Genomic DNA, 15,538 nt, shown 5'->3' on the forward strand with positions numbered 1-15,538 from the left:
AATCTCCAAGATTGAACCAATCTGCTCCTGGCAAGGACACAGCTATGCCACTTCCAACCCCCAATCTGGACGACCGCACCTTTGAGCAGCTTGTGGCGGAAGCGCGCGCGCGTATTCCCCGCTACACGCCTGAGTGGACTAATTTCAATGACGCCGATCCCGGTATGACGCTGGTGAAGCTGCACGCCTGGATGACGGAAACGATCCTTTACCGATTGAACCGGCTGCCCGACCTGAACTACATCAAATTCCTGGAACTCCTGAATGTACCGCCACGTCCGGCGGAGGCGGCCACGGCGGAACTGACCTTTACCCTGAAGAAGCTGAACAACCCCACCGATCCCCTCGTCGTCCTCATCCCCAAGAATACGCAAGTGGGCGTCAATGACCCCGACCTGGCCGAGCCGCTGATTTTTGAAACGGAGCGCACACTGACGGCGCTGAACGCGGTCCTGGCGACCATTATCGTTCCCGCCAGCGGCGACAATCCGCTGGAACTGGTGACGGAATACGATCCCGATAAGGTTGAGGTGAAAATTCAGCACCCCTTCTACCCCTTTGGGGAGACGCCCGTCGTGGGGGCATACTGCTTGCTGGGCGTCATGCTGCGCCCGCATCGGAAGCCGAAGGAGGATTATGGCCTGGACCGTTTCCCCGCCGGCGAACTGGACGTGACGGCTTTGATTCCACAGGTGTTTGAGGAGGACGCTGCCGGCACAATCATCACCGGCCCCGAAAGTCTGGAATGCCTCTTCCCCTGGCAGGTCGCCGCCCAAAGCAGCGGCATCATCTGGGAAGCATACATCGGCACCGAACACGCCAACTTCCCCCACGACGCCGCCAACTGGACCCCTCTCAGCACCCACGACGACACCGCCCTTTTCACACGCGGCGGCCACATCTACCTGCAAACGCCCGGTGGTCTGCCCGCCATCTCCTTCAACGACCTCGACCGCGCCTTCTGGCGTGAACTGGAAGGACGCAAAAAGCCCCCCACCACCGACGCCGAACTGATTGACGATCTTAACGGACCGGATGCCTTCCTCGATCCCGCCGACCTCGATTGGGACAAGCTGGGGCTGGCCGACGCCGAAGTGGACAACATCGCCGCCCTCATCGCCCAGATCAACGCTACTGAACTCGACTACACCGCCCTGGACGACAAGGCGTGGAAAAAGGCAGGCTACGCCACCGCCCCCGTCCCTTACGAACTCGTCTGGTTCCGCGCGCGTCTGGCGCAAATGCCCCAGGAACCGCCCCAGGTGAGCCACTTCCTCCTCAACACTGTCCCCGCCACCGCCGCCGTCACCCGCGTGGAGGAAATCCTGGGGGCCAGCGATGGGCGACCCAATCAGCAGTTCTCGCTTCGCCGCCGCCCGCTGCTGGTTGACGTGGAGACGTTGCGGCCCGCCTTGACGTTGGAAATCGAAGAGCTGGGGCGGGCGGAGGCGTGGGAGGCTGTGCCAGATTTTTATGGCGCGGGACCGGATGCGGCTGTTTTTCTTGTAGACAGCAATGCCGGCACAATCACCTTCGGCGACGGTCTGCATGGGCGAATTCCCGTGGCTGGGGCGCAAATTGTGGCCCGCTCTTATCGTTATGGCGGCGGCGCGGTGGGCAACGCCGGCGCCGCAACCATCACCGCCCTCAAAAGCGCCCTCCCCAACGTAGACAAAGTGACCAACGTGCGCGCGGCGGCTGGCGGTCGGGACGCCGAATCGCTGGACGAAGTGATGCTGCGCGCCCCGCACGACCTGCGTATGCGCGACCGCGCCGTCACCGCCGACGACTTCGCCCAACTGGCGCGGCAAACGCGCGGCGTCCCCCTCCATCGCGCCTACGCGCTGCCCCTTACCCGCGTTTTGCCCGACACCACCCCGCCCACCTTCCAGTCGGACGCCGCCGGCGCGGTGACGGTCGTCATCCTCCCCGAAAACAAGGAGGACACCCCCCAGCCCACCGCGGACCAACTGCGCCTTGTCTGCGCCCACCTCAACCAGCGCCGCCTGATCACGACTGAACTGTACGTGGTCGGCCCGCGCTACCTGGAAATCAAGCTGGATGCCGCCGTGGTCGTCAGCCGCGACAAAGACCTGAAAGCGGTCAAGGATGCGCTCACGACGGTGCTGCTGGATTATTTTCACCCTCTGCGCGGCGGTGAGGATGGGCAGGGCTGGCCGTTTGGCGCGGACATTTACCTGGGCAATGTGTATCGCCAGTTTCTGGCTGTGGCCGGTGTGCGTCGCGTGATTTGTCTGGAGATAATGCCGGCACAAACCACCCCCACCCCCGAATGCGAAGACATGATAACGGTCCCCGATGGCACGCTGATTTACCTGCCATCCGCGTCAATCACCCTGGACGTGCGCTATGACGACCACTAAACCCACCCCGCGCCCCGTGCAGCCCACATTCTGGCGACTGGATGACCGCATCGGCTGGCGCATGTCCGCCCAGAGCCAGGCCATCTCCGACGATGCCGCCGCCGGCGGGCTACGCCTGGGAGACGAAAACGCCACCGCCATCCTGCCCACGGAGCCGGGCGGCACATTTGGCGGACTCACCCGCCCCACCGGTCTGGCTATCGGTCCTGATGGGCGACTCTTCCTCGCCGACCCGCAAAATGACTGTATCCTCACCTACACGCCGCCCGCCGCCCGCTTTACGCCGTTGTGGATGGGGGCCGCCGCCGTCCCGCCCGATCCCTACGCCCTCTCCGCGCCGCGCGGCATCGCCATCAGCCGGGATGGCGACCTCGTCGTGGCGGATACCGGGCATCATCGCCTCATCCTCTATGCGTGGCCCATGCTGGTCGCCCGCCACATCATTGACCTGGAAGACGGGGAACCGTGGGACGTGGCCTACGACAGCGTCGGGCGTTTATACGTGGCCGATGCATTCCACCGGCGCGTGCGCCGATTTGACCGCCTCTGGCGCGAAGACCTGGATTATCTTGGCGGCGCGGACGCATTCCTGGCTCCCCGGCATCTGGCAATAGACGACCAGGACCGCCTTCTCGTGCTGGACACCAGCCAGCGGCGCGTCGTCGCGCTGGACGCTCCGGGCAACCCGTTACCCGCCATTGACCCGCCCCTGTACACGCGCCGTTTCCCCTTGCCGCTCCATCTGGATAGCAACGGCCTCTGGCTGCGGCAAGAAGATCGCCCCAATTGCCCCGCGCTCCCGCTCCCTGGCCTGACTGTCACCCGTAGCGGGCGGCTCGCCGGCTCCAATCTCATGCTCCTGGCTCGCCCCGGTGGTGTCACCTATCCGCGCAGTGGTCGCTACCTCTCCGAACCGTTGGATAGCCGCATCTATAACTGCGCCTGGCATCGCCTGGTGCTGGATGCCGACGTGCCCGACGCCACGTCGCTCACCGTCCGCACCTACACCGCGCCCACGCCACTGGACGCGGACCACATCGCCAACCTGCCGCCCGCCCGTTGGTCCGCGCCGATCACCATTGGCCCACTCGACCTGCCCGAACTGCTGATTCAGAGTTCGCCCGGGGCCTGTCTCTGGCTCAACGTCGAACTGCGCGGCAACGGCACGGCCACGCCCCTGATCCGGAGTATGACGCTGTATGCGCCGCGCCAGTCGTCGTTGAACTACCTGCCGCCCGTGTTCCGCGAGGACGCGGTCAGCGCCGACTTCCTGAACCGCTACCTCAGCTATTTTGACACGATTTTCGACGAGATCGAAACCCTGATCGCGGTGTTTACCGGCTATCTCGATCCCGATGGCGTGCCATCGGGAGACTTTCTCGCCTGGTTGGGAAGCTGGCTCGACCTCACCTTCCTCGCCGAATGGTCCGACGCCACCCGCCGCGCATTTGTGCGCCAGGCCATTGCCCTCTACAAGCAGCGGGGTACGCTGGCCGGGCTGCAAGCCATCCTTCGCCTGCACACAGGGCTGCCAGCGCCACATCCCGTCATCATCGAACATTTCCGCCTGCGCGACTATGCCGCCCGCCGCGAAGCCAGCGATCCGCCCGGCCCCTATTACCTGGCCGGCGCGCCACTTGACCCACACGTGGGCGAAATCGCCCATCATTTTACGCTGGTGCTGCCGCAAAAGGCGGCGGCTGACGTCGAGGCGCTGCAAACGCTGCGGCAGTTGATTGACGCGCAAAAACCCGCCCACACCCGCTATCAAATCCGGCCGGTCTCGCCCGGCATTGTCATCGGCTGCCAGTCAACCATTGGCGTGGATATGCTGCTGGGCAGTCCCCCGCCGCGTCCGCTAGGCCTGCTGGCGCTGGCTCCGGGCAACATTCTCGGTCCACAAACGCCCACCCGCCCGCGCCTGGGCGCGTCCTATCTGACAATGGGCAACTAAGGAACGGAAATAAATATGACAACGAAGTTGTTTCCTTACCGTTCCTTCAAACTGACGATGCAATTCCGTACTTTATTTCATCGTCAGTTCTAAGTGGCTGTCCGCAATTAAATTAGCGGAGTAACTATTCACGTCTCCGAGAGATTGGACCAATTTTGTAGACATCAATAAGATTCAACCAGAGCAAATTGGTCCAATCTGGGCAGATGACCTGTATAGTCACTTAGCGGAAATGTGCGGACAGCTTGGCAGTAACCGTCCGTAAAAAGTGTGAAGTTATTTTCGGACGGTTACTAAGTGGGCATCCAGAACGCAGTTTCCCCAAGATTGGTTCATTCTCCCAGAATGAACCAATCTGAAACTGACAAGAAATAACGCCAGTCGCTGGCAACGGTCCGCTGGCAACTAACAACACCTTCAAGGAGTCGTTTATGAGCAACCAGACCCCTAACTGCATTCCTTGCGGCTTACAAACGTTCCGCCGCAATACGTACTTTAATGGCAAGTGGCTGGTGGAGCGGGATTTCAGCGATGAACAGGCGTACCTGGTGGGCAAGGACCGCCTGCACAACAGCCTGCTACATGGCGTTGGAACCGTATGCGGTCTGAAGGTGGTGGCCCACCCCAACCCGGAATGCCAGGATAAGTTTGTGTACATTGAACCCGGCGCGGCGCTGGACTGCTGCGGGCGAGAGTTGATCGTTACGCAGCGGCTGCTCGTCCCCGTGCTGGAATTGATTGACCCGGCGGATTTCGACGCCGAGGGCGACCAGGACCTGTTTATCAGTCTCTGCTACAAGGAGTCACTGGAAGAAAAGGTCCCCGTCATTCTGCCCGACTGCGACTGCGCGGAGGAGAACCAGGCGTTCAACCGCGTGCGCGAGGGGTACGAACTGCGTCTGTTTGGCCGCCCCGCCGGAGAAAGGTTGCCGGTACGCCCCCCGCTGCGGGCGAAGCTGGATTGGCTGCACACGATTGTGCTGGACCGGCAGAGTCCGCGGGCGCTGGCAGCGGATGATCAGTTGCAGCAGGTGTATGTGGCGGCGCAGGCCGTGTCGCCTGACGAGGGCGAGGCGGGGGAACCTGGGGAACTGGGGGCGCGGCTGTACGCTTTCCGCGCGGACACGCATGATCTGATCACAGCGGTGGATGGGGGCGTGAATCCCACGGACCTGGCTTTGACGCTGCTGGGGGATTTGATCTTCCTGGCTACGGACGGTTTGCCCGCGCCGCCGCCAGAAGAGGGGGGCGATCCGCTGCCCCTGGCTCCCGGAATAGCCGTCTACAAGGAGTCGCGGATACGGTACGAAGCGCAGAGCAGCGCCGTTATCCACCTCAATGAACCCGCCCGCCTCGTCATCTCCCCCGCCACCGGCGCCCTTTTCGCCCTCCAACTTGACAGCGGCGAACTGATCACCTGGAGCGAAGCCGACCTGCGCGACTGGCTTGCCCTTCCCGATCCCCCCCTTGCCGGCCCCGCAGACTTTCGCTCTTTGGCGCTCAACACATCGTTCAGCCAGCCTGATGGCCCCGCCCTGCGCGGCGCATCCGCCCTCAGCATCACCCTCGATGGCCGCTACATCTTTATTGTAGACGCCGCCAACAACCAGGTGCGCGTCGTCGAAGTCGCTACGATGACGGAACTGACCCCTCTGAACACCGCGCAGGCACCCGTTGCCGTCTTCACCAGCCGCGATAGCCAATATCTCTACCTGCTCACGGCTGACGCCGACCACGCCATCCTGACGCGCTACGCCCTGGACACCAGCCTCGGCTCCCTGCAACTGCGCCCGGATGGGCGCGGCGGAACCTGGCTGACCACGCCCCAAGACCTGGCCATGGCTGCCAACGAGCGTTGGGCCTACGTTTTGCAGACCTCCGCCGAAGGCCAGGCCCAGGTGCAAACCATTGACGTGGACGCCATCGCCGCCCCTGGCGATTCGTTCGCCGAAGACATTCTGGGCACGCGCGAAAACGTCTCCGGGCTGGCCCGGAGCGAGCGGCTGGCCGTGCAGGGAGGGCGACTCTACGTCGCCGCCGACGATGAATCGGAAAACCAGCCCGCGCGTGGCCTCGTTGCTATTCTTAACGTGGAAGAAGCCGCTTGCGATGATTTGTTCACGAATGTGGTCAAAGAGGCGTGTCCTGCTTGCGCCGAAGACCCCGCGGAGCAGTGCGTTATTCTGGCGCATGTGCCCCATTACCATCTCGGCCAGCCGATCAAAGATGCGGAAGATGCCGAAGAGGGGGACAACGCTATTGACAACTTCACCCACCGTCCCCTGGTTCCCAGCACCAACAACATCGTGGAAGTCATCCGCTGCATGTTGGAGACGCGCATGGCCGAAGGGTTGGTGGGACCGCGCGGCCCCGCCGGCGAATCGGGACTCCCCGGCGCACCAGGCGAACGCGGTCCGGGCATCACGGAGGCCGAGGCACAGCCCCTGCTTCCGGGCGTGCAACCGACGGCCCAACTGGTTCCTATTGCCGGCGACCCGGAAGGGGATCAGCGGCTGGTGTTGGGTATTCCCACGGGTGCGCCCGGCGCACCGGGTGGGCGCGGTCCGGGCATCACGGAGGCCGAGGCGCACCCCCTGCTTCCGGGCGCGCAACCGACGGCGCAACTGGTCCCCATTGTTGGCGACCCGGAAGGGGACCAACGGCTAGTGTTGGGTATCCCCCAGGGATTGCCCGGACAGGGCGGGGACGAGGACCTGGTGCGCATTGTTGCCCTCAGTTGGCGGCATGATCGCCGCCTGGCAATGCCCATGGACCAGTTCATTGCCGAATTCTTCACCGACCCGGAATGGCAAACCAACGATCCGCGGGACCGCAACATGGGGTTTGTCATTGGTTTTGGTACGGTGGAGGGCGACCCCAAACTGGCGCAAATGCGCTCCATCTTCCACGAGGATAAACCCGGCGACCCGGACACACGCACGCGCAGCGAGGTGTTCCAGCTTTACGTGCGTTACCGCGACCAGCGCGGCCTGTTGTGTGAATGCCTGATCCCGAATGCGCTTCACCAGCCGGTGGAGTACGACACGGATGGCAACGGCCTGATCACGGCGATTCGACCGCTGCAAAATGAAGAAGTTGCCATTGGTGTGCGGCTGGTCTTCGTTCCCGACGATGACCTGGTTCCCTGGGGCTTCTTGATGGAGTTGGAAAACCCGTTTTTCCGTGTTGTGTTCCGCTCCGATTTCGCTCTGGACGAAGAAGATCGGGCCATTGACGGTAATCACATTGGTGGGCGGCTGCCTACGGGCAATGGTCGCCAGGGCACGACGTTTGAAAGCTGGCTGACGGTTGGCGGGTAAGACAAATGGCAGAATTCGGTGACGACCAACGCTCTCAGGAGATTGGACCAAATTCACGTGCTCAATGGCCAATTTCACCAGAGAAAATTGGTCCAATCTGGTTTAGCAGTTACGAATTCAGAAGGCAGCAAGCGGGCAGCTTGTGCTGCGCTGGATTAGGAGGCGGTGATGGCAAATAATGGCAGCGGCCTGCTCAGGCCGAGATACGTTGAGCGGCAGCAGTTGACGGCAACAGACCTCAACCTGGGCCAGAATTATCTGCGCGAGCGGCTGCGGCGGCACAATCGCGCCCTGCATGGCTGGGGCGTGGTGTGCGGGGCCGCGGTCAGCCGCGTGGATGGCGCTTCCTGGCAGGTTCGGGTGGCGGAAGGGTATGGTCTGACGCCATGGGGGGATGAATTGGTGATTCCCGCCGATGCGCCTCCGTTTGACATTCAGGCGGGCGTGGAGGCTTGCCTGGGCGCGCCGGACCCGTGCGCCGAAGGAGTAGTCACCCCTGGCGCGCAACCGCTCGTCACCTGCGTGGATTTTTCCCAGATGGAGCCAGGCGCGGAAGGCGCGAACCCGATTGCGTTTGCGGACGCGGTTTTTTCGGCCTGGCGCAGTGGCGTGTTGGTCCCGCATACGCGGATTGAGGGGTGGGGGGAATTCATCGGCTTTAACTGCTTCCTGCAAACGACGGTGGCCTTGCCGCAAGCGACGAGCGGCGTGACGTTGACGCTGATGTGTGGTGCGGGACCGACATCTCTGGAGGCGTATGACGCGACAGGGGCGCCGGTGGATTCGGCGCAGACGAGCGGGGTGGGCGGCCAGGCGGAAACGGTGCGGCTGGCAGGGGGGGGAATCACGCAGGTGGTGATCACTGCGCCGCAGAATGAGACGTTGCTGCTGAAAATATGCTGGGAAGGGGCGGCAGCGGGGAATCAGGTGTACCTGGTGGCGTATCCTGAAGAAGCGGAAACGTGCCCGCAGCCGCTCGTGCCGGAGAAATGCGCGCCTCCGGGTAGCCAATATGGCAATATCCGTGTACGCGAGGGCTACCGGCTGGAAGTTGCCTGCTGTTTGCCCGGCTCGCACCAACACGCTCTCACCTGTGAGCAGTTGGAAGCGATTGTTTGTGGACAGGTGCATGTGCCTTGTATGCCGGCATTAAACGCGAACGATAACGGGTTGGTATTAGCAACCATCACGGTCGGGGACAACGGCATTGAGACGGTTGACGACCGGACGGATCGACGCAGATTGTTAAGCCAATGGGTGCTGCAAGAATTTGCGCGCTGCCACTGCGGGCAAACGCCACCCCCGCCGGGCCGGATTGACGCTATCCAACCGGCGCAGGTGGAAGGCAACCCACAGCAGCCCATCACCTACGAAAACGTGCGCATTTTGGGACAGGGCCTGGCGGGCGCGACGGAAGTCGTCTTCCTCGGCGGTGGTGTGACCGCGAGCATCACGAACAGCAGTCCCACGGAGATCGCGCTGCTGCTCACCGTTTTCCCGCAGCCGCAGCCGATCCAACTGCCCTTCCTGGTTATTTTTGCCGATGGCCGCCCCGCCCTCGATAGCCTTGACTTTGGCGTCTCCCTGTCCGTGACGCTGCCACAAATTACGCGGATTACACCAGGTGAGCTTTTCTTTGTAGAAGAGTTGTGGGTTGACCCATTAGAAGTAGAAGCCGTGATCGAGGGGGAAGGGTTGCGCGAGGCTACCGGCGTTGTTTTTGACAGTGACCATGTGACGGCCTTGATACGGGACAGCGCCGACTCCCAACTTGCTGTCCGCCTGACTATTCTTCCGCTGACTGAAAGCGTTGTTTTGCCTTTCGTCATTCACTTTGCCGGCAATCGCCCCGACCTCAATAGCGCCGACTTCAATGTTACTCTGTCGCTTAGCAGAATGTGGTTGCCTCCAACTCCACCGCCGACAGGCATCGTCCCCACAGGCATCGTCCCCACGGGCATCGTCCCCACGGGCATCGTCCCCACGGGCATCGTCCCCACGGGCATCATCCCCACAGGCATCGTTCCTACGGGCATCATCCCCACGGGCATCGTCCCCACCGGCATTCTGCCGACGGGTATTCTGCCGACGGGCATCTTGCCGACGGGTATTCTGCCGACGGGTATTCTGCCGACGGGCATTCTGCCGACGGGCATCGTTCCCACAGGCATTATCGAGACCGGGCCGCCGCTGGGGTTTGGCTTTGATCCACATGAGTTTGACCTGGTGGGCGGGGCGACGCGCCCGGTGGAGGACGTGATCGGCGTGGGTGAGGTGCGCGGCGGCAAGCTGCGCCAGAACGGGATCACCAGTGTGCTGGAGTTCGCCGCGCTGCCGGTGGAGCGTGCCGCGGGGATTCTGGGCATCTCGGAGGTGCGCGTGGCGGAGTTGAAGCATAATGCGATTGAGATGATGAGGCGCGGTTGATGAAGGTCAGCGTTGTTCTGCCCAACCACAATGAAGGGGAAAACCTGGTAGACACGGTCGGGTACGTGTTGCAAAACAGCGATGGCCTGGACATGGAGGTGATCGTCGTGGATGATGGGTCGGATGACGGCAGCGCGGAGGCGGCACTGGCGCGGCACGGGACAGACCGGCTGTGGCTGGTGCGCGGCGCGGGATTGGGCGTGGCGGGGGCGCGCAATCTGGGCGCGGCGCGGGCGCGTGGACAGGTGTTGGTGTTCCTGGACGCGCACTGCTATGTGCCGCCCGGCTGGTTGTCGCCGCTGGTGGAGGCGTTCGAGGCGGAGGATGTGGGGATGGTGGGACCGGTTTTTGCCGGCATTCACGAAATCACCGTCCGCGCCTGTGGCATTACCTGGCAAGACGCCCGTTTAGAGAATACCTGGCTGCCGCCGCGTACCGGCATCAGCGAAGTCCCCTTCCACATCGGTGCCTGCCAGGCCATTTCCACCCCCATCTTCCACGAAATCGGCGGCTACGACGAAGGCATGACCCGTTGGGGCAGCGAAGACATCGAACTCTGCCTCCGTCTCTGGCTCAGCGGCTACCGCATCCTGGCCCAACCCGCCAGCCTCGTCTTCCACCTCTTCCGTCCCCGCCACCCCTACGCCGTAGACATGAGCCAGGTACTCTACAACAAACTGCGCCTGCTCCTGGTTCATTTTGACCGCGAGCGGCTGGCGCGCGCGCTGCGACCCATGATGGCGTATGCCGATTTTCCCCACAGTCTGGCGCAAGCCTTCCTGGATGACACCCTCAGCCGCCGCGCCTGTCTGCTGGCCCGTCGGCAACGGGACATGGACTGGTTCTGCGGTCGTTTTGGAATAGGAATCTAGCAAGATTGGTTCAATCTCGAAGATTGAACCAATCTGGGAATAGGATGACGCTGACGATTGACAGGCTCACGGCGAACTATTTTTTGCCGGCACAAACCCCCGACACGCCGCGCACGCAACAACGCCTGGACGCGCTCGTGCGGCAGCGCCTGCCCGCCGAACTAAACGGACGCCTGCACCCCCTCGCCCGCGACCAGACCGCCATCTACCGTATTCGCCATCTGGAGATTGATTTGTGGGTGGATATTGCCGGCATGAGCGACACAGACATCGCCCGCCGTTGGAGCCAACTGCTGCTGCGCACCGTCACCCAGGCCCTCCTCACCGGCAGCCCCGCCGACGTCGTCCGCTTCGACGATCCCGCCCACTACCTCGCTGCCTTTCTCATCGACCTACTGGCCGGGCGCGCCTGGTCGGTGGACAGAGGTTGGGTGTACGCCGAATTCGCGCCCCTGCGTGGCCTGGCCATGGGGCAAAGTGCCGCCTCCCTCCTGAGCGCGCGCCCCGAATGGCTCCTGCCCGTGGCCCAACACCTGCACCGGGCGCACCAACTTGAGCCACTGCTGCGGCAGATGACGCGCGCGGACGTGGCCTTACTGGCAAAAGCGTTAGACTGGCAAGAACCCGCTGCCGTCATCAGTGCGGAACGACTCGACACGCTCCTGCCCCGCCTGCGCGCCATACCTCTGGAGCGAGGGGGGCGGGACGCCCTGGCGCGCAATCTGCTGCGCCTGTTCCTGGCGGCGACCCTGCCCCAACCAGAACTGGCGCGGCAAAGCTGGACGGCGGCGACCTGCACGCACCTGGCCTGGCTGCATCAATTATGGGCGGCGCGACCCGCCCCGTTGTTGTGGCAGGCGTTGGCGCGAGAGGAAATCGATGGTCTGGCTCCTCTGCAACCGTTGTTGGATGGATTGGATGGCGATCTGGATGCGCCGCGCCGCTGGCTGACGCTGGTCATGAACAGCGAGCAGGGGCGCGCTTACGTCGGGCGGTTGGTGCGGAACACGCAGCGGGAAACGGAAGACGCGCAGCCGGCAACGGCGTCCGCCCGTTCGTTGGCGACTTCATTTGCCGGATTGGGGCTGCTGCTGCCGTTTGTGCGTGAGTTGGGCTGGTATGAGTCGTTGGACCACGCCGGGCTGTACCAATTGCTGCTGCGGCTGGTGGGGCGGGATCATGCGCCGCTGGCCTGGGCAGATGGGGCGGCGGCGTGGCTGGCGGGCGTGCCCGATCATCTGGCGGCGCAGGCACGGGTGCAGGCGGTGACCTGGCCTGACGTGATGGCGTGGGGGGATGCGGTGGATTGGCGGGCGTCGGCGGATGAGGCGGCCATCTTCGGCGATTGGCCGGGTAGCGGCGCGGCCCTGTTTTTGTTGCGGCGATTTGCGAGGGGTTTGCGGGGATATGCCGGCATTTCCCCCGCCACCCTCATCCGTCAATTCATCCACCTCCCCGGCCAGATACAGATCACCCCCACCGCCATAGAAATCCGCTGCACCCAGGCCCCCCTGGGCATCATCCTGCGCATGGCCTCCCGCGACGGCCCCCAGGGACGCATCCCCTGGCTGGACAACCGCGAACTGCGTATCATTCTGCCATGATTTCTCATCACAGATTGCGCAGATTTCGCAGATTGGAGAGTCAAGGATGCACAACAAGAGGGATGTCCAGACCTACGCAGTGATTGGAGCCGCCATGGCGGTTCATCGGGAATTGGGCCCGGGTTTTTTAGAAAACGTCTATCATGAGGCGCTGGCGCTAGAATTAACGGACGGATCGAGAAATTCCTTTTCAGCATGAAGTGGACTTGCCTATTTCCTACAAGAGACGTCGCTTAAGCAAGACCTATCGAGCAGATTTTGTCTGTTTCGGCAACATCATTGTGGAACTGAAAGCCATGCCGGCAATAACTGGTAAAGAAAAAGCGTAGATACTCAACTATCTCAAAGCCGCCGACCTGAATCGGGGCTTGCTCCTAAATTTCGGAACAACATCCCTGCAATACGAGCGATTTGCCAACACCTGGAAAAAATCTGCGCAATCTGCGAAATCTGTGAAGAAAGATGACTGACAACCTGCATTTCGGAGCAACGCCCGTGCGGTACGAGCAATTCGCCAACACCCAAAAAATCTGCGCAATCTGCGAAATCCGTGACAAAAGATGACAGACAACCCAAATCTCGGAGCAACGCCCGTGCAATACGAGCAATTTGCCAACGGGTGCGTTTCATTTCAGTTGCAGGCGTAGGACAATTTGCGAAATTGTCCTATACATAAAGGGACAATTCGGCAAATTGTCCTACAAAAGTTACGCTCCCAACGCATTTGAAACACACCCTTCGCCAACCTGAAAAAAATCTGCGAAATCTGCGAAATCTGTGACAAAAGATGACTGACAACCTGCTCTCCGTGACTTACACCGATACACGCGACTACTTGCGCGACTATCTGGGGCTGCTGGCGCTGCGGCTGCACCGCGAGGTACTGCTGGCGCGGCTGCTGCGCGGCGAGGGGGTCAACGAATCCTTCCTCGGCCTGTTCCTCTCCGAACCGGAGGTAGACCAGATACTCGCGGCACTGCACGGCGTCACGCTGCCCCACTCCGACCAGGTGGTAGACCTGGACGCGGCGATACAGACCCACGAGTCGGCCATCGCCGCGCGTTTGGCGGCGACCACGGCGTCGCTGCGCCCGGCACAGTTGGCACGCCAGTTTGGCCTGTCGCCGCTGGCGTTGGAACTAACGCTGTTGCTGCTGGCCCCGGAAGTGGACCCCCGCTTTGGCCGCGTCTACGCCTACTTGCAGGACGACGTCAGCCGCCGCTGGCTCACCCCCGCGCTGGCGCTGCGTCTGCTGCCCGGTGACGAGGCAGCGGGGCGGGCGCTCTTTGCCGCCGCTTCCCCCCTCGTCTATGAGCGGCTGCTGCGCATCGGCGCGGGTGAAGCGGAGCCGCTGCTCCCCCTGATTGACCGCTCCCTCAAGCTGGACGACCGCATTGCCGAATTTCTGCTGGAGCAGGACGCGCTTGACCCCCAACTGATGGAATGCGCCTACTGGATGCAGGTGGAGGAGGCCATTGCGGAATTGGCCGTGCCTGCGTCTACGCGCCAGGCGTTGCAACATCTGGCGGCGCTGTGGCGCGCGCCCGGCGCGCCGCCGGCGCTGTTCTGTGGGCGCGCGGGCAGCGGACGCCGCGCGGGGGCGGCGGCGGTGGCCCTGGCATTAGGCGAACGCGCGCTGCTGGTGGTGGAAGCGCCGCGCCTGGCGCACCTGCCGGAGGAGCGGATTACCGCCTGCTGGCGGGCCGCGGTGCGCGAGGCGCGCCTGTATGGCGGGCTGCTGCACCTGGCGGAAGCGGAGTCGCTGCCGGAAGCGGCGCGCCCCATTATTTGGGGACATTGGCCCAATGGCGTGATCATTTCCACGGACCAGCCGTGGATGCTGCCCTCCTACGCGCCTACGCCGGTGGTGGTGTATTTTCCCGTGCCGGATGTGCCGCTGCGACAGCGGTTGTGGGCGGCGCGGTTGAACGGGCAAGTGACTGGGGAGGCATTGTTGGCGGAAGTGCCGTCGGAACTTGCTGCCCGATTCCGCCTCACCCCAGGCCAGATCGCCCAGGCCGCCACCCTCGCCGTACAACGCGCCTGGCTGCGCGACGGCCCCGACGCCGCTCCCACGCGCCAGGACTGGTTCGAGGGAGCGCGGCAGCAATCGAACCCCGCCCTGGCGCGACTGGCGACCAAGATCGTCTCCCCCTACGACTGGGACGACCTGGTGCTGCCGCGCGCGCAGCTCGCGCAACTGCGGGCGATTGAAAGCCAGGTACGTCAGGCGCACGTCGTCTATGGACAGTGGGGATTCGGGCGCAAGCTGGCGTTAGGCAAGGGGCTAAATGTGTTGTTTTCCGGTTCATCCGGCACGGGGAAGACGATGGCTGCCGGCATTCTCGCGCGCTCCCTCGGTCTGGATATGTACAAAATCGACCTCTCCGGCGTCGTCAGCAAATACGTCGGCGAAACGGAGAAAAACCTCAGCCGCATCTTCGAAGAAGCCACCACCGCCAACGTCATCCTCTTCTTCGACGAAGCCGACGCCCTTTTTGGCAAGCGTTCCGAAGTGCGCGACGCCCACGACCGCTACGCCAACATCGAAATCAGCTACCTGTTGCAAAAGATGGAAGAGTACGAAGGCGTCTCCATCCTGGCGACCAACTTCAGCCAGAACATTGACGACGCCTTTACCCGCCGTATGCAGTTCGTCATTGATTTCCCCCTGCCCACCATCGAAGACCGCGAACGGCTGTGGCGCGGCATGTTTCCCTCGGAAGCCCCCTGCGCCGACGACATTGACTTTCCCTTCCTGGCCGCCCAGTTTGAACTGAGCGGCGGCAACATCAAAAACTGCGTCCTGGCTGCCGCCTTCATGGCCGCGGAAATGGGCGAACCGGTTGGCATGGTGCACCTGATCCAGGGCGTGGTGCGGGAAATGGACAAACTGGGCCGTCCGCTCACCCGCGCCGCCTTTGCCGATTACTACACTCTGGCCCGCCGCCGCTAAAACACGACAGGTAAGAAAGCA

7 protein-coding genes and 1 pseudogene are annotated in these 15,538 nt (G+C 62.8%); all 8 read left to right on the forward strand.

Translation table 11 applies throughout. The features are described from left to right. The first annotated feature begins 44 nt into the window (after positions 1-44). The 8 genes and pseudogenes from H6650_13165 to H6650_13200 all read left to right on the forward strand — a co-directional run bounded on the left by H6650_13165 (position 45) and on the right by H6650_13200 (position 15,517). Positions 45-2,384 (forward strand): putative baseplate assembly protein, encoded by a 2,340-nt coding sequence (locus H6650_13165; protein MCB8952952.1) that lies wholly within the window; start codon positions 45-47, stop codon positions 2,382-2,384. Further along, positions 2,371-4,338 carry a hypothetical protein gene (locus H6650_13170; protein ID MCB8952953.1) on the forward strand — a complete coding sequence of 656 codons (1,968 nt, stop codon included), beginning with the start codon at positions 2,371-2,373 and terminating at the stop codon, positions 4,336-4,338. Before H6650_13165 ends, H6650_13170 begins: the two co-directional genes overlap by 14 nt. A gap of 431 nt (positions 4,339-4,769) precedes the next feature. Continuing rightward, complete coding sequence (locus tag H6650_13175) at positions 4,770-7,658, forward strand: hypothetical protein (protein ID MCB8952954.1); 2,889 nt, start codon at positions 4,770-4,772, stop codon at positions 7,656-7,658. A 168-nt stretch (positions 7,659-7,826) separates the two neighbouring features. Continuing rightward, positions 7,827-10,085, forward strand: coding sequence for a hypothetical protein (locus tag H6650_13180; protein ID MCB8952955.1), 2,259 nt, complete (start codon positions 7,827-7,829; stop codon positions 10,083-10,085). After that, complete coding sequence (locus H6650_13185) at positions 10,085-10,957, forward strand: glycosyltransferase (protein MCB8952956.1); 873 nt, start codon at positions 10,085-10,087, stop codon at positions 10,955-10,957. Before H6650_13180 ends, H6650_13185 begins: the two co-directional genes overlap by 1 nt. 44 nt (positions 10,958-11,001) lie before the next feature. Further along, positions 11,002-12,561: a hypothetical protein gene (locus H6650_13190; GenBank protein MCB8952957.1), complete on the forward strand. Its 1,560-nt coding sequence runs from the start codon at positions 11,002-11,004 to the stop codon at positions 12,559-12,561. Positions 12,562-12,607: 46 nt separating this feature from the next. Next, positions 12,608-13,031 (forward strand): annotated as a pseudogene (locus H6650_13195) (GxxExxY protein). A gap of 317 nt (positions 13,032-13,348) precedes the next feature. Beyond that, complete coding sequence (locus H6650_13200) at positions 13,349-15,517, forward strand: ATP-binding protein (GenBank protein ID MCB8952958.1); 2,169 nt, start codon at positions 13,349-13,351, stop codon at positions 15,515-15,517. Positions 15,518-15,538 lie beyond the last annotated feature (21 nt).

The organism is Ardenticatenales bacterium (assembly GCA_020634515.1).
Taxonomy (GTDB): Bacteria; Chloroflexota; Anaerolineae; order Promineifilales; family Promineifilaceae; genus JAGVTM01.